The sequence below is a fragment of the Streptomyces sp. NPDC051051 genome, from assembly GCF_040682975.1.
Lineage (GTDB): Bacteria > Actinomycetota > Actinomycetes > Streptomycetales > Streptomycetaceae > Streptomyces.
Window position 1 is genome coordinate 30,999 of the sequence record NZ_JBFBCB010000030.1, and the last position, 14,884, is coordinate 45,882.

The 14,884-nt window shown below is 72.7% G+C and carries 12 protein-coding genes and 3 tRNA genes; 8 read left to right on the top strand and 7 right to left on the bottom strand.

Features of this window, described 5'->3' with window-relative positions; genetic code table 11:
- Nucleotides 1–178: 178 nt before the first annotated feature.
- From purL to purS, 3 genes are read right to left on the bottom strand one after another with little or no spacing between them, the layout of a single operon-like run.
- A complete protein-coding gene (purL, locus tag AB0N31_RS22480) occupies nucleotides 179–2,437 on the bottom strand; it encodes a phosphoribosylformylglycinamidine synthase subunit PurL (protein ID WP_366060173.1) in 2,259 nt (752 codons plus the stop codon).
- Nucleotides 2,434–3,114 carry a phosphoribosylformylglycinamidine synthase subunit PurQ gene (purQ, locus tag AB0N31_RS22485; protein ID WP_366060174.1) on the bottom strand — a complete coding sequence of 227 codons (681 nt, stop codon included), beginning with the start codon at nucleotides 3,112–3,114 and terminating at the stop codon, nucleotides 2,434–2,436. Before purQ ends, purL begins: the two co-directional genes overlap by 4 nt.
- Nucleotides 3,111–3,374 (bottom strand): phosphoribosylformylglycinamidine synthase subunit PurS, encoded by a 264-nt coding sequence (gene purS / locus AB0N31_RS22490; protein ID WP_015659417.1) that lies wholly within the window; start codon nucleotides 3,372–3,374, stop codon nucleotides 3,111–3,113. Before purS ends, purQ begins: the two co-directional genes overlap by 4 nt.
- Nucleotides 3,375–3,736: 362 nt before the next feature.
- On the opposite strand from purS, the gene AB0N31_RS22495 reads away from it, so the two are divergent.
- From AB0N31_RS22495 to AB0N31_RS22530, 8 genes are all read left to right on the top strand, one after another.
- Nucleotides 3,737–4,054, top strand: a complete 318-nt coding sequence (locus AB0N31_RS22495; protein ID WP_366060175.1) for an Lsr2 family protein — start codon at nucleotides 3,737–3,739, stop codon at nucleotides 4,052–4,054.
- A 147-nt stretch (nucleotides 4,055–4,201) separates the two neighbouring features.
- A tRNA-Gly gene (locus AB0N31_RS22500) sits at nucleotides 4,202–4,273 on the top strand.
- An 80-nt stretch (nucleotides 4,274–4,353) separates the two neighbouring features.
- Nucleotides 4,354–4,429: transfer RNA gene (locus tag AB0N31_RS22505), tRNA-Gly, on the top strand.
- Between the two features lie 188 nt (nucleotides 4,430–4,617).
- The gene (locus tag AB0N31_RS22510) at nucleotides 4,618–5,574 is read left to right on the top strand and encodes an ABC transporter ATP-binding protein (RefSeq protein ID WP_366060176.1); all 957 of its coding nucleotides are present in this window, start codon (nucleotides 4,618–4,620) and stop codon (nucleotides 5,572–5,574) included.
- 92 nt (nucleotides 5,575–5,666) lie between these two features.
- Nucleotides 5,667–6,410 carry an ABC transporter permease gene (locus tag AB0N31_RS22515; RefSeq protein WP_366060229.1) on the top strand — a complete coding sequence of 248 codons (744 nt, stop codon included), beginning with the start codon at nucleotides 5,667–5,669 and terminating at the stop codon, nucleotides 6,408–6,410.
- Between the two features lie 29 nt (nucleotides 6,411–6,439).
- Nucleotides 6,440–7,729, top strand: a complete 1,290-nt coding sequence (locus tag AB0N31_RS22520) for a histidine kinase (protein WP_366060177.1) — start codon at nucleotides 6,440–6,442, stop codon at nucleotides 7,727–7,729.
- Nucleotides 7,726–8,340 carry a response regulator transcription factor gene (locus tag AB0N31_RS22525; RefSeq protein ID WP_366060178.1) on the top strand — a complete coding sequence of 205 codons (615 nt, stop codon included), beginning with the start codon at nucleotides 7,726–7,728 and terminating at the stop codon, nucleotides 8,338–8,340. Before AB0N31_RS22520 ends, AB0N31_RS22525 begins: the two co-directional genes overlap by 4 nt.
- 23 nt (nucleotides 8,341–8,363) lie before the next feature.
- A tRNA-Gly gene (locus tag AB0N31_RS22530) sits at nucleotides 8,364–8,436 on the top strand.
- Nucleotides 8,437–8,488: 52 nt separating this feature from the next.
- On the opposite strand, the gene AB0N31_RS22535 is transcribed toward AB0N31_RS22530, so the two are convergent.
- From AB0N31_RS22535 to purD, 4 genes are all read right to left on the bottom strand, one after another.
- On the bottom strand, nucleotides 8,489–9,388 hold the full coding sequence (locus tag AB0N31_RS22535; RefSeq protein ID WP_366060179.1) for a phosphoribosylaminoimidazolesuccinocarboxamide synthase: 900 nt from the start codon (nucleotides 9,386–9,388) through the stop codon (nucleotides 8,489–8,491).
- A gap of 197 nt (nucleotides 9,389–9,585) precedes the next feature.
- Entirely contained in the window at nucleotides 9,586–11,079 is a 1,494-nt protein-coding gene (locus tag AB0N31_RS22540) for a N,N-dimethylformamidase beta subunit family domain-containing protein (protein WP_366060181.1), read from the bottom strand.
- A gap of 362 nt (nucleotides 11,080–11,441) precedes the next feature.
- Nucleotides 11,442–13,202, bottom strand: a complete 1,761-nt coding sequence (locus tag AB0N31_RS22545) for a hypothetical protein (protein ID WP_366060182.1) — start codon at nucleotides 13,200–13,202, stop codon at nucleotides 11,442–11,444.
- Between the two features lie 303 nt (nucleotides 13,203–13,505).
- A complete protein-coding gene (gene purD, locus AB0N31_RS22550) occupies nucleotides 13,506–14,762 on the bottom strand; it encodes a phosphoribosylamine--glycine ligase (protein ID WP_366060183.1) in 1,257 nt (418 codons plus the stop codon).
- Between the last annotated feature and the right edge of the window lie 122 nt (nucleotides 14,763–14,884).

The following is a 14,884-nucleotide window of genomic DNA, read 5'->3' on the forward strand; positions in this document are numbered from 1 at the left end:
GGGGCGGGAGCGCCGGCCTCCCGGCCCCGCCTCCGGTCGGTCGCCGGTCCGCGCGGGAGCGGCCGCGAGGCCGCCTGCGGAGGGCGGCCGGCAGGCGTGCCGAAGGCCGCCGCCCAGGCGTTCGGAGAAGCCTGGGCGGCGGCCTTCGGGTGGTGGTACGGCCGGGCGGCGGCGCCGCCTACGCGAGCAGCGCCGGGATGGTGTCCTCGTGCGCCCTGCGCAGATCCTCCAGGGAGAGCGCGAACTCACCCTGGACGTCGACCGTGTCGCCGTCGACGACACCGACGCGGGTGGCCGGCAGGCCGCGGGCGCCGCACATGTCGGTGAAGCGCAGTTCCTCCGAGCGCGGGACGGCGACGACCGCGCGGCCCGCCGACTCCGAGAAGAGGAACGTGAACGCGTCCAGGCCGTCCGGGACGACCAGGCGGGCGCCCTTGCCGCCGAGCAGCGCCGACTCGACCACGGCCTGGATCAGACCGCCGTCGGACAGGTCGTGCGCGGCGTCGATCATGCCGTCGCGGGACGCGGAGATCAGGATCTCGGCCAGCAGGCGCTCGCGCTCCAGGTCGACCTTCGGGGGCAGGCCGCCGAGGTGGTCGTGGATCACCTGGGACCAGGCCGAACCGCCGAACTCCTCACGGGTGTCGCCGAGGAGGTACAGCAGCTGGCCCTCCTCCTGGAAGGCGACCGGGGTGCGGCGCGCCACGTCGTCGATGACACCGAGGACGGCCACGACCGGCGTCGGGTGGATGGCCGCCTCACCCGTCTGGTTGTAGAGCGAGACGTTGCCGCCGGTCACCGGGGTGCCCAACTGCTGGCAGGCGTCGGCGAGTCCGCGGATGGCCTCGGCGAACTGCCACATGACGGCCGGGTCCTCGGGCGAACCGAAGTTCAGGCAGTCGGAGACGGCGAGCGGCTTGGCGCCGGTCGTCGCCACGTTGCGGTACGCCTCGGCGAGCGCGAGCTGGGCGCCGTGGTACGGGTCCAGCTTCGCGTACCGGCCGTTGCCGTCGGTGGCGATGGCGACGCCGAGGCCGGTCTCCTCGTCGATGCGGATCATGCCCGAGTCCTCGGGCTGGGCGAGGACCGTGTTGCCCTGCACGAAGTGGTCGTACTGGGACGTGATCCACTTCTTGGAGGCCTGGTTCGGGGAGGACACCAGCTTCAGGACCTGGTCCTTCAGCTCCGCACCCGTGGTCGGCCTGGGCAGCTTGTTCGCGTCGTCGGCCTGGAGGGCGTCCTGCCAGTCCGGACGGGCGTAGGGGCGCTCGTAGACCGGGCCGTCGTGGGCGACCGTGCGCGGGTCGACGTCGACGATCTTGCCGCCGTGCCAGTAGATCTCCAGGCGGTCGCCGTCGGTCACCTCACCGATGACGGTGGCGATGACGTCCCACTTGTCGCAGATCTCCAGGAAGCGGTCGACCTTCTCCGGCTCGACGACCGCGCACATGCGTTCCTGCGACTCGCTCATGAGGATCTCCTCGGGCGAGAGCGTGGAGTCGCGCAGCGGTACGTCGTCCAGCGTCACGCGCATGCCGCCGGAGCCGTTCGACGCCAGCTCGCTCGTCGCGCAGGACAGGCCCGCCGCGCCGAGGTCCTGGATGCCGACGACGAGCTTCTCGGCGAAGGCCTCCAGGGTGCACTCGATGAGGAGCTTCTCCTGGAAGGGGTCGCCGACCTGGACCGCCGGGCGCTTCGACGGCTTGGCGTCGTCGAAGGTCTCCGAGGCCAGGATCGAGGCGCCGCCGATGCCGTCGCCGCCGGTCCGGGCGCCGTACAGGATGACCTTGTTGCCCGCGCCGGACGCCTTCGCGAGGTGGATGTCCTCGTGCCGCATCACGCCGATGGCACCGGCGTTGACCAGCGGGTTGCCCTGGTAGCAGGCGTCGAAGACGACCTCGCCGCCGATGTTGGGCAGGCCCAGGCAGTTGCCGTAGCCGCCGATGCCGGCGACGACGCCCGGGAGGACGCGCTTGGTGTCGGGGTGGTCGGCCGCACCGAAGCGCAGCGGGTCGACCACGGCCACCGGCCGCGCGCCCATCGCGATGATGTCGCGGACGATGCCGCCGACACCGGTCGCGGCGCCCTGGTAGGGCTCGACGTACGAGGGGTGGTTGTGCGACTCGACCTTGAAGGTCACCGCGTAGCCCTGGCCGACGTCGACGACGCCCGCGTTCTCACCGATGCCCACGAGCAGGGCGTCGGACTGCGGGGCCTTCTCGCCGAACTGGCGCAGGTGGACCTTGGAGGACTTGTACGAGCAGTGCTCGGACCACATGACCGAGTACATGGCGAGTTCGGCGCCGGTCGGGCGGCGGCCGAGGATCTCCACCACCCGTTCGTACTCGTCCTTCTTCAGGCCGAGTTCGGCCCAGGGCAGCTCGACGTCGGGGGTAGCGGCCGCGTGCTCGACCGTGTCCAGAGGCGTCCGGCTCATGCGTTGACCAGCTTCTTGAGGATCGAGGTGAAGAAGGGGAGGCCGTCGGTGCGGCCGGAGCCGATGAGCGGCTCGACGGCGTGCTCCGGGTGCGGCATGAGGCCGACGACGTTCCCGGCCTCGTTGGTGATGCCGGCGATGTCACGGAGCGAACCGTTGGGGTTCAGGTCCAGGTAGCGGAAGGCGACCCGGCCCTCGGCCTCGAGCTCGTCGAGGGTGTACTCGTCGGCGACGTACCGGCCGTCCATGTTCTTCAGCGGGATGTGGATCTCCTGGCCGGCCGTGTAGTCGGCCGTCCAGGCGGTGTCCGCGTTCTCCACCCGCAGCTTCTGGTCGCGGCAGATGAAGTGGAGGTGGTCGTTGCCGAGCATCGCGCCCGGGAGGAGGTGGGCCTCGGTGAGGATCTGGAAGCCGTTGCAGATGCCGAGGACCGGCAGTCCGGACTTCGCCTGCTCGATGAGGGGCTCCATCACCGGCGAGAAACGGGCGATGGCTCCGGCGCGCAGATAGTCGCCGTAGGAGAAACCGCCGCACAGCACCACGGCGTCGACCTGGTGGAGGTCCTTGTCCTTGTGCCAGAGCGCGACCGGTTCGGCGCCCGCGAGCCGGATCGCGCGCTGCGTGTCCCGGTCGTCGAGGCTGCCCGGGAAAGTGACGACGCCAATACGAGCGGTCACTTCGCGGCCTCCGCGACTTCCTCCACCTTGACGGTGAAGTCCTCGATCACGGTGTTGGCGAGGAAGGATTCCGCAAGATCGTGGATGCGGGCGAGCGCGGCCTCGTCGACCGGTCCGTCAACTTCCAGTTCGAATCGCTTTCCCTGACGTACGTCGGAGATGCCTTCGAAACCCAGCCGCGGCAGTGCGCGCTGCACCGCCTGGCCCTGGGGGTCGAGGATCTCCGGCTTGAGCATGACGTCGACTACGACGCGTGCCACTGGCACTCCCGGTGTTGTGGTGCTGAGCAGGTTCCTGCGTGTGCCTTCAGACTACCCGCACAAAATTTCTACGCGAGTAGAGTTGTAGGAAACTACGTGAGCGCGATCACGATCGGGTACCGAATCAGGTGGCGGAGCGGGTCCCTCACGGAAAATTCCGGGAAAGATCCGTGATGCGCCCCGGCTGTCTATTGCGCTGGGACACGCTGACAGATTTAGTCGAGCTTCACATTCGATTGCCGGGCACTGTACAAATGAAATGGCAATAGCCGATACTTTGCCCCATAACAGGCGAACAGTCGACATCTCCGTGACGTCTTGGCACGTCATCTCAGAGCTGTCGCACGAAGGGACCGATATTCGTGGCGCAGAAGGTCGTGGTCACTCTCTTTGACGACATCGACGGCTCGGAAGCGGCGGAAACGATCGCCTTCGGACTCGACGGCAGGTCGTACGAGATCGACCTGAATGAAGCCAATGCCGAGAAACTGCGCAAGGCGCTCGCGCCCTACGTGGAGGCCGGCCGCAAGCGGTCCAGGTCCGGCAAGGCGTACCGGCAGACGGAGGTCGCCCCCGACCCGGCGGCGGTCCGCGCCTGGGCCCAGGCCAACAAGCTGGACGTGCCCGCGCGCGGCCGCATCCCCAAGAAGGTCTACGAGGCGTTCGCCGAGGCGCAGTGAGCCGGTGGGGCCGGCCCTGAGCACGGGTCTGCGGGGTCCGTCACCGGACCCCGGAGGCAACCGACTTGCGCTACCCCCCACATGGTCGGCTAATGTCTGGAGCACGCCAGCGGGGCGGGGCCGAAAAGCCCAGGTCACCGAGGTCGTGCGGGTGTAGTTCAGTAGTAGAACATCCCCCTTCCAGGGGGAAGGCGCAGTGTGCAATTCCTGTCACCCGCTCTGCATCACCGTCCCGGTCCACCTTGTGGATCAGGTAGGCTGGTGCCCGCGCCGACCGGTGAAAGCCCGTCGGATGCAATGCGGACGTAGCTCAGTTGGTAGAGCGCAACCTTGCCAAGGTTGAGGTCGCGAGTTCGAGCCTCGTCGTCCGCTCCATACCGAAGGCCCCGGTCACCGACCGGGGCCTTCGGCGTGTCTCCCTTTCCCTCTCGCCTCCGCGCCCTTCCCTCTCCGTGCTTCGCGCTGTCGCTCTTCGGGCTTCACGCTCCGCTGCTGACATTTGTCATGCGGAGCGATGACAAGGCGCACTGCCGGCGGCGGTCCGCCGCCGGAATGCTGGAGTCATGGAAGCCAGGGACACGGAAGAACACGTGATAGAGGTCACCGGCCTCCGGCGTGTGTACGGGGGCGGGTTCGAGGCGGTCCGCGGGATCTCCTTCCACGTCGGACGCGGCGAGGTCTTCGCACTGCTCGGCACCAACGGGGCCGGCAAGACCTCCACGGTCGAGCTGCTCGAAGGACTCGCACGGCCCGACGGAGGGCAGGTCCGGATCCTCGGTCACGATCCCTTCACCGAGCGGGCCGCCGTACGGCCGCGGACCGGGGTGATGCTCCAGGAGGGCGGCTTCCCGTCCGAGCTGAGCGTCGCCGAGACCGCGCGGATGTGGGCGGGCTGTGTCAGCGGGGCCCGGCCGGTCGCGGAGGCGCTGGCGCTGGTCGGGCTCGCCGGGAAGGCCGGCGTACGGGTGAAGCAGTTGTCGGGGGGCGAGCGGCGACGGCTCGATCTGGCGCTCGCGCTGCTCGGGGAGCCGGAGGTGCTGTTCCTCGACGAGCCGACCACCGGGCTGGACGCCGAGGGCCGGCGGGACACCTGGGACCTGGTGCGCGCCCTGCGGGACGCCGGGACGACGGTACTGCTGACGACGCACTACCTGGAGGAGGCGGAGGGTCTCGCCGACCGGCTGGCCATCCTGCACCGGGGGCGGATCGCGGCCTCCGGGACGCCCGCCGAGGTGACCGCCGAGCAGCCGTCCCGGATCTCCTTCCGGTTGCCGGAGGGGTACTTCGTGGGCGATCTGCCGCCGCTGGACGCGCTGGGCGTGTGCGACCACGAGATCGCCGGACGGCTGGTGCGGCTGCGGACCCGGGGGTTGCAGCGGGCGGCCACCGGACTGCTGGTGTGGGCCGAGCGGGCCGGGGTGGAACTGCGGGGGCTCGACCTGCGGTCGGCCTCGCTGGAGGAGGCGTTCCTGGGCATCGCCCGGGAGGCGTCGGAGAAGGACGAGGAGGTCGCGGCATGAGCGGGGGCACGGTCAGGAGTCCGGCGGGGGACGCGGTCGGGGAACCCGTGGGCGCCCCGGTCAGGGGTGCGGTGACCACTCCCGGGAGCCGGATGGCCGCCCTCGCCCGCGCCGAGCTCACGCTGCTGGGGCGGAGCAGGGCCACCGTCGTCGCCGCCGTCCTGGTGCCGCTCGGGCTGCCGTTCAGCCTGCGGCCGGTGGTGGACGACATGAACGTGGAGGACTCCGGGCTCAGCGTCGGGCTGGTGCTGCTGCCCGCCGCGATCGGGTTCTCGCTGCTGTTCGGGGTGTACGCGGCGCTGACCGGCATCTACACCGCCCGGCGCGAGGAACTCGTGCTGAAGCGGCTGCGCACCGGCGAACTGCGGGACGTCGAGGTCATCGCCGGTTCCGCGCTGCCGGTGTTCACCATGGGGCTGGTGCAGTGCCTGGTGCTGGCGGTGGGCTGTACGGCCTTCCTCGACGTGCCCGCCCCCGAGGCGCCCCACCTCGCCGTCCTGGGGGTGCTGCTGGGCCTGGTGATGTGCTCGGCGCTGGGCGCGGTCACCGCGAGCGTGACGCGGACCGTGGAGAGCGCTCAGGTGACCACCCTGCCCTTCGTGCTGGTGTCGATGGCCGCCTCCGGGGTGACCGTTCCGCTGGAGCTGCTGCCCGGCCGGCTCGCCTCCGGCTTCGAACTGCTGCCGCTGAGCCCGGTGATCACCCTGGTCCGCGGCGGGTGGACCGGCGACCTCTCGGCGTACGAGGCCCTGGGTGCGCTGGCGACGGCGCTGGCCTGGACCGCGCTGGCGGTGTTTGCTGTACGGCGGTGGTTCCGGTGGGAGCCGCGGCGCTGACGGACCGGGGACACGGGGGAGAGACGCAGATGCGCGGGGCGGGAGAGACCGGCTTTCGCGGGACGGACGTGCTCGGGGCGGGTGGCTGGTGGCGGCGGAAGAGTTCGCCGGCGAAGGTCGAGACCTACACGCGCTGGTCGTTCCACTTCTTCGCGCTGGCCGAGTTCGCGGCGGTGGGGGTGCCGTTCGGCAGCGGGGCGTGGCGGGGATCCGCGCTGTGGCTGCCGTCGGTGCTGGCCGCGCACTGCGCGCTGTCCGCGGTGACGGCCTCGCGGGCGCTGGACTGGACACGGGGCCGGCGGCCCCGGCCCGTGCGGCTGATGGCGGCGTTCGCCCTCGTCACCGCCGCGGTCGCGGTGGTCGCGCTGTGGACCGCCGATCACGGTCCGGGCGGTCCGGGCGGCAAGGCGGTGGACACCGCCGCGGGCGGGGTCTTCGGCGTCGCCCTGGTCTTCGCGGCGGGCGTCACCGCCCTCGGCGTCCGCGGCTGGCGGCACGCTCTCGCGGTCGTCGCCGCCCACGCCGTGGGCGCCGGAGGCCTGGCGCTGCTGCTCGGCGCGCCCGGCCCGGCCGTCCTGGCCTCGATGGCGGCGGTGCTCCTCGGCGGCGGTTTCATGGCCACCACCTCCGTCTTCTCGGTCTGGCTCCTCGACACCGTCTACCGGCTCGACGAGGCCCGCGAGACCCGCGCCCGGCTCGCCGTCGCCGAGGAACGGCTGCGGTTCGGCCGCGACCTGCACGACGTGATGGGCCGGAACCTGGCGGTGATCGCCCTCAAGAGCGAGCTGGCGGTGCAACTGGCCCGTCGGGAACGCCCCGAGGCCGTCGAGCAGATGATCGAGGTCCAGCGGATCGCGCGGGAGTCCCAGCGGGAGGTGCGGGACGTCGTACGCGGGTACCGGGAGGCCGACCTCGGGATCGAACTCGTCGGCGCGCAGGGGGTCCTGACGGCGGCCGGGATCGACTGCGAGGTGCGCGGGGAGGCCGGCGGGCTGCCCGCCGAGGTGCAGTCGGCGCTCGGCTGGGTGGTGCGGGAGACGACCACGAACGTGCTGCGGCACGGGGACGCGGGGCGGTGTGCGGTGGAGGTCCGGGTGACCGGCGGGAAGGTGGTGCTGACGGTGGAGAACGACGGGGCGGACCGGGCGGACGGCGTCGGGGCGTCCGGCGGGGGGTCGGGGCTGGCCGGGCTGGCGGAGCGGTTGCGGAAGGTGGACGGGACGCTGGAGGCGGGGATCGCCGGGGCCGGGGTGTTCCGGGTGGTGGCCGAGGTGCCGCTGGCCGTGACGGACGTCGTGGTGGGCGAGGCCGCCTCGTGAGCGGTGTGGTGCGGGTGCTGCTCGCCGACGACGAACACCTGATCCGGGGCGCGCTGGCCGCGCTGCTCTCGCTGGAGGACGACCTGGTGATCGTCGCCGAGGCGGCCACCGGGCCCGAGGCCCTGGCGATGGCACGGGCGCACCGGCCGGACGTGGCCGTCCTGGATCTTCAGATGCCGGGCGCCGACGGTGTGAAGGTCGCCACATCGCTGCGGGCCGAACTGCCCGACTGCCAGGCGTTGATCGTGACCAGCCACGGCCGCCCCGGCCATCTGAAACGGGCGCTTGCGGCGGGTGTGCGCGGGTTCGTCCCGAAGACGGTGAGCGCACAGCGGCTCGCGGAGATCATCCGTACCGTGCGAGCCGGAAACCGTTACGTCGACCCCGAGTTGGCCGCCGACGCGATCGCCGCCGGGGACTCCCCGCTGACCTCGCGCGAGGCGGAGGTGCTCGAACTCGCCGCCGACGGGGCGCCCGTCACGGAGATCGCCGAGCGGGCCGCGCTGTCGCCGGGGACGGTGCGCAACTACCTGTCGTCGGCCGTGTCCAAGCTGGGGGCGGAGAACCGCCACGCGGCGGTACGTCTCGCGCGTGAGCGGGGTTGGGTATAGTTGCTCTCGCGCCACGGCGCACTGCGGACGTAGCTCAGTTGGTAGAGCGCAACCTTGCCAAGGTTGAGGTCGCGAGTTCGAGCCTCGTCGTCCGCTCCGGATCAAGCCCCCCGGTCTCGGCCGGGGGGCTTTGTCGTGCCCGGGAGCGCTACGACCAGCTCGTGCCCGTCAACCGCTCGTACGCCTCGATGTACTTGGCGCGGGTCGCGTCCACGACCTCCTGGGGCAGCGCCGGCGGCGGCTGCTCGCCGGCACGGTCCCAGCCGGAGGCCTCCGAGGTCAGCCAGTCCCGCACGAACTGCTTGTCGTACGACGGCTGCGCGCGGCCCGGCTGCCAGGTGTCGGCCGGCCAGAAGCGGGAGGAGTCCGGGGTGAGGACCTCGTCGGCGATGACGAGCGTCTCGCCCTCGAAGCCGAACTCGAACTTGGTGTCCGCGAGGATGATGCCCCGGTCGCGGGCGATGTCCCGGGCCCGGCCGTAGACCGCGAGGGTCGTCTGGCGCAGCCGGGCGGCGGTGTCGGCGCCGACCTGGCGGGCGACCTCCTCGTAGGAGACGTTCTCGTCGTGGTCGCCGACCGCGGCCTTGGTGGCCGGGGTGAAGATCGGGGCGGGCAGCTCGGAGCCGTCGGCCAGGCCTTCGGGGAGGGCGAGGCCGCAGACCGTGCGGGACTGCTCGTACTCGGCCAGGCCCGAGCCGGTGAGGTAGCCGCGGGCCACGCACTCGACCGGGACCATCTTCAGCGACTTGCAGACGAGGGTGCGGCCGGCCCAGTCGGCGGGGGCGCCGACGGGCAGCTCGGTGCTCAGCACGTGGTGCGGGACGAGGTCGGCGAGCTGGTCGAACCACCACAGGGAGAGCTGCGTCAGGACGCGGCCCTTGTCGGGGATCTCGGTGGGCAGGACCCAGTCGTAGGCGGAGATGCGGTCGCTGGCGACCATCACGAGGTCGCCGGCCTCGTTCTGGTACAGCTCGCGCACCTTGCCGGTGTGCAGATGCACCAGGCCCGGCACCTCCAGGGGTTCGGGCTTTTCTACGAATCCGGACACGGTTCCTCCCCGTGGTTCTGTCTGAGTGGCTCGATTGTCCCGTACATCGGGATCAGCCGCGGACAGCGGGGGTCGGGGGCACGGCCGGGCGGGGCGGCCGGGCGGACGGGCGCGGGCCCGGGCGGACGGTGCGGGACCGGGCCCGGGCCGGGGGAGGGACGGCGGCGCGGGCCGGGCGGGCCGCGGCCGAGGGTCCTTCAGTCGCGCTTGCAGATGCGGTCCAGGAGGTTCGCCGTGGCGCGCTGGACGCGGGGGTCCACGTGGCCGGGACGGTCCAGGGCCGGGGACCAGGCGAAGGTGCCGGAGGCGAAGACCAGGGCGCCGGAGGGGGCCCGGTAGAGGGAGGTCTCCTGGTGACGCAGGGCGCCCCTGCTGTCGGTGTAGGGGGAGTGCGCGAGGAGGGTGCGTTCCTCGTGGGGCGGCAGCGGGGTGCGCGGGAAGTAGCGGTCGGCCTCGCCCGCGACCAGGCCGTCGATGCCGTCGCCCTCGTGTGCGCCGGTCGCCTCCCACAGCCAGTGACCGGCGTTGCGCACGATCAGGGGGTGGGGTTCGGGGACCCGGCCCGCGTACTGGATGCCCACCAGCTGCTGTTCCGCGCGGTCGATCTCGCGCCACAGCACGGGCCTGCCGGGGCCCTTGCGTTTCCGGCAGGTCAGCAGGCGGCCGGGGGCGCCGGACGGGGAGGGGCCCAGCTCCACCTGCCAGTACAGGGTGTTGGCGGAGAGGAACACGAGTGAGGTGCCGCTGTCGCGGGCGAGTTCCACGGTGCGGCGCATGGCCGTCGACCAGTACTCGTCGTGGCCGGGGAAGACCAGGCCGCGGTAGCGGGTGGGCTGGACGTGACCGGCGTGCAGATCGCGGGCGTCGGCGTAGGCGAGGTCGTAGCCGTAGCGCTCGGCCCAGCGGATGAAGTCGTAGGCGTGGCCGACGTGCAGGGGGAGTCCGGCGCCCGCGTACGGCCGGTCGAAGGAGACGGTCGTCGCCGCGTCGGCCTCGCCGAGGAGGCGGCCGTCCTCGTCCCAGGCGTGGTAGAGGCTGGCGCCGGTGCGGCCGTCCTCGGGGTAGAGGTTGTAGGCCTGCCAGGTGATGTCGGGGAGCAGCAGGAGGAGGTCGGCCGGACGGTTGTCGCGGACGGTGAACGGGATGTGGGAGCGGTAGCCGTCGGCGGTGGTGAGGACGGCGACGTACGCCCCGACGTTCCAGTACGACGGGACCTGGAGGCGCCAGGACAGCCACCAGTGGTGGCAGGAGACCGTGCGGTCGGCCGTCAGGGGCGGGGGTTGGACGATGCCGGGGAGACGGGGGCTGGTGGTGATCTTGGCCGCACCGTCACCGTCGTAGTGGCCGATGCGGTAGATGTCGACGCTGAATTCCTGGGGCGGGTCGACGGTGATGTGGAAGTCGATGGCCTCGCCCGGGGCGACCGCGCCGGTGGCGGTGAACCCCTTGATCTGACGGCGGACGTCGTCGGCGGAGCGGGGGCCTCCGCCGGAGCGGGGGGACGGGATCCGGGGGGCCGGCTCCGGGGTGACGGCGGGGACCGGGTCGACGTACCAGGGGACGACCTGACCGGTGTCGTCGAAGTAGGTCTCACTGCCGCGCAGCCACGGGAGGGGGCCCTGGCCGAAGGGATCCGTCACGGCGTGCGCCAGCGCTCCCGATTCCCATCGGCGGATGTGCTTGTGTCCCATGGTGCTTCCCTCCCTCTGACCCCCGTATTGCCGGTGTGTGTGCAGCCTGTTCGCGTGCGGTGCGGATACGGCTGTGCGGGTTCCGGGCGGGTGCCTGTGGTCGGCAGGCGGTGCGCCCGGGGCATGCCCGTTGCTGGGTGTACGGGCGTGCCTGGCTGGTCGTGTCCTGCCCGTGGCGTGGCACGGTGCGACGATTCGCGCGTTGTGTGCGGCTGTCCTATGTCGCCGGCGCTTGCCGTGAGCGGGATCGGTCCCAGCACATCACACAACGCCTGCAGGCGGTCACCGTTCGTCGCGAATTGGCTGAAAGTGGAACTAAGTGCTCCGTCGTGGGCGGCGGTCGGCCTTCCGACCGGCCCTCGTCAGCCGAGGCGCACGGGCTTCTCCGGGCGTATGCCCACTTCCACCAGCCAGGTGCGCAGCGGGATCGCGTCGCCGTCCTCGACCAGGCTCAGCACGCGGGCCGTCAGGTCGGTCACGCGCTCGCCGTCGACCAGGAGGGTCGGACCGTCGAGCCAGTCGAGGCCGGGGGTGGCGCCCACGATGTCCATCGCGGCGCAGCAGACCATCGCCGTGACGTGGTCGGCGAGCAGTTCGCGGTCGGTGCGCGGGGGCTGGAGCGGGAAGAGCGGGAGCGCGCGGTCGTCCCAGAGCGCGGCCTCGGTTCCCTGGCCGGCCGGTCGCCCTCCCGGCCCCGACGGCGCGCCCTCGGCCTCCTCGCGGGCGACCTCGGCCCCGAGGCGGGCGGCCAGGGCGGCGCTTCGGGGGTTCTGGGGGAACCCGTCGTCCTCGTCCGCGTCGCCGAAGGGGGTGCGGGAGGCGGGGCCGGGCTCTCCGTCCCGGGCGGGGCCGGGACCGGTGAGGTGGTCCAGCACGCGCGCCAGGGTGGGTCCGTCCGCGGCCGGGGTGGGGCGGCGGACGCCCAGGGCGTCCAGCACGCGGTGGAGACGGGCCGCGTCGGTACGCCACTTGCGGTCGACGACCTCGTCCGGATACTCCTGCCAGGCGACCGGGGACCAGTCGGGGCCGGTCTCGGCCGGGCCGCCGTGGAAGAGGCGGGCGGCGAGGAGCGACGTGGCCTCGTCGATCACGCCGGGCTCCTCCAGCAGATCGCAGGCGGGGCGCTCGCCCAGCCGGGAGGCGAAGCCCTCGGCCAGGCGGTCGCGCCGGGACAGCTCGGTGAGGGCGGCGACCACCCCGACGTCGAGCCGGGAGGGCCAGCGGCCCATCCGCCAGGCGGGCAGCGCCACACGGGTGAGGAGCCGGTCCCAGCCGGCGTACGCCAGCCCGACCTGCTCCTGGGCGACGATCCGCAGCCCGTAGTCCACGGTCTGGGCCCGTTCGGCCGCCGCCGCGGCCACCCCGCGCTCCATCTCCGCCGCGTGCGCCTGGCAGCTCCGCAGCAGCAGGCGGGCGACCCAGCCGATGCCCGCGCCGAGCAGCCGCACGCCGGGGCTCCGTCCGCGGTCGGCCGAAGCCGCCACCGCGGCGTCCAGCCCGCGCACGAAGCGCCGGGCCGCCGCTATGTCGGGGTGCGCCGAAGGGCCCGTACCGGCGACGACCGGCGCGAGGACGGCACGCAGCTCGCCCACCCGCATCCACCACAGGAACGGGGAGCCGATGACGAGGACCGGCGCCGTCGTCGTACGGCCGTGGGGGTGGTGTCCGGGACCGGCTATCTCGTCGCGCGCGCGGGGCGCGGGCGGGCCGTGGGCCGGGTGGGTGCGGTCCTCCAGCCAGCTGTCGCAGTCGGGGGTGAGCGCTATCGCGGACGGCGCGGGCACGTCGAGACGGTCGGCGAGGTCGCGCACCAGCCGGTACAGATCGGGGGCCGCGCTCTCGGCGATCGCGACCGTGGGAGTGACGGCGGGCCGGGCCCGGGCGACGACCAGGGCGACCACCCCGGCGGCCAGCAGCACGAGGACCGCGAGCACGGACGTCGCCCAACGGGCGATGTCCCAGCCGTGGCCCACGAAGCGGCCGCTGGAACCGCCCGCGAGCAGGATCACCGCCGCCGCGGCGGGCAGCAGCGCGACGGCCAGCGCCCGGCTGCGGATCCGCAGCACCGCCAGCGCCCTCGCCCGCGCCCCCTGGGCGCGCGCCTCCACTCCGATACCGGTCACTCCGGACCTCACCCCCTCCCCTCAGTGCAGGCCGTCCCGGTCCTCCTGGTCTTGCTCACTCCCCCACTGTGGCAGGCGTCACTGACATCGCAATGCCGGTGGGCCAAGTGCCGGAACGCTTGCGCCGCACCCTAGTTGGCACGTCGGCGTCCGTCAGCCGGATGGAAGAGCGCTCACCCGATGGAATGGCTTTGGGGAAAGGTGGGTGTCTGCGGGCACGGAACAGGCCCCGGATCCGACGGACGTTTCCGTCCTGGACCCGGGGCCTGGAAGTGCCCGCTGGGAGCTGTGCGCCCGCTCGGATCAGCTCGCCTCGGCCGCCGCCTTCGCGGCGATGTCCGTGCGGTGCCGGGAACCGTCCAGACCGATGCGCGCGACCGCCCGGTACGCCCGTTCCCGGGCCTGGGCGAGGTCCGCGCCGGTCGCCGTGACGGACAGGACGCGGCCGCCCGCGCTGACCACCGTGTCGCCGTCGCGCCGGGTGCCGGCGTGCAGCACGTACGCGTGCGGGGCGTCCTCGGCGACCACCTCGTCGAGGCCGGTGATCGGGTCGCCGGTGCGCGGGGTGCCGGGGTAGTTGTGCGAGGCCACGACCACGGTGACGGCCGCCTCGTCGCTCCAGCGCAGGGGCGGCAGGCCGGCGAGGTCGCCGGTGGCGGCGGCCATCAGCACGCCCGCCAGCGGAGTCTTCAGGCGGGCCAGGACGACCTGGGTCTCGGGGTCTCCGAAGCGGGCGTTGAACTCGATGACCCGCACGCCGCGACCGGTGATGGCGAGTCCGGCGTAGAGCAGGCCCGAGAACGGGGTGCCGCGGCGGCGCATCTCGTCGACGGTCGGCTGGAGGACGGTCTCCATCACCTCGTCGACCAGCTTGGGGTCGGCCCAGGGCAGCGGGGAGTACGCGCCCATGCCGCCGGTGTTCGGGCCCTCGTCGCCGTCCAGGGCGCGCTTGAAGTCCTGGGCGGGCCGGAGCGGCACCACCGTCTCGCCGTCGGTGACGGCGAAGAGGGAGACCTCGGGGCCGTCGAGGAACTCCTCGACGACCACCCGGTCACAGGCGGCGGCGTGCGCCTTCGCGACCTCCAGGTCGGCGGTCACGACGACACCCTTGCCGGCGGCCAGGCCGTCGTCCTTGACGACGTAGGGCGCGCCGAAGGCGTCGAGGGCGGCGGCGGCCTCGGCGGGCGTGGTGCAGACGTAGGAGCGGGCGGTCGGCACACCGGCCGCGGCCATCACGTCCTTCGCGAACGCCTTGGAGCCCTCCAGCCGGGCGGCCTCCTTGGAGGGGCCGAACACCGGGATGCCCGCCGCGCGCACGGCGTCGGCGACCCCGGCGACCAGGGGCGCCTCCGGGCCCACGATCACGAGCTGCGCGCCCAGCTCGGTGGCCAGCGCGGACACGGCCTTGCCGTCCAGGGCGTCGACCGGGTGCAGTTCGGCGACCTCGCCGATGCCGGCGTTGCCGGGGGCGCAGTGCAGCGCGGTGACCGCGGGGTCGAGGGACAGTGAGCGGCACAGGGCGTGTTCGCGGGCGCCGCTGCCGATGACGAGGACGTTCACGGGGTCAGCCTAACCGGCCCGGCTCCGGGTGCTTGTGCGGGCTTCCGAAGGACGGGGGGCGAGGTGTTCGTAGGTTTCTCCGAAGCGGGGCCGTGGGCTGGGGCGACCGCGGGCCGGGGTGC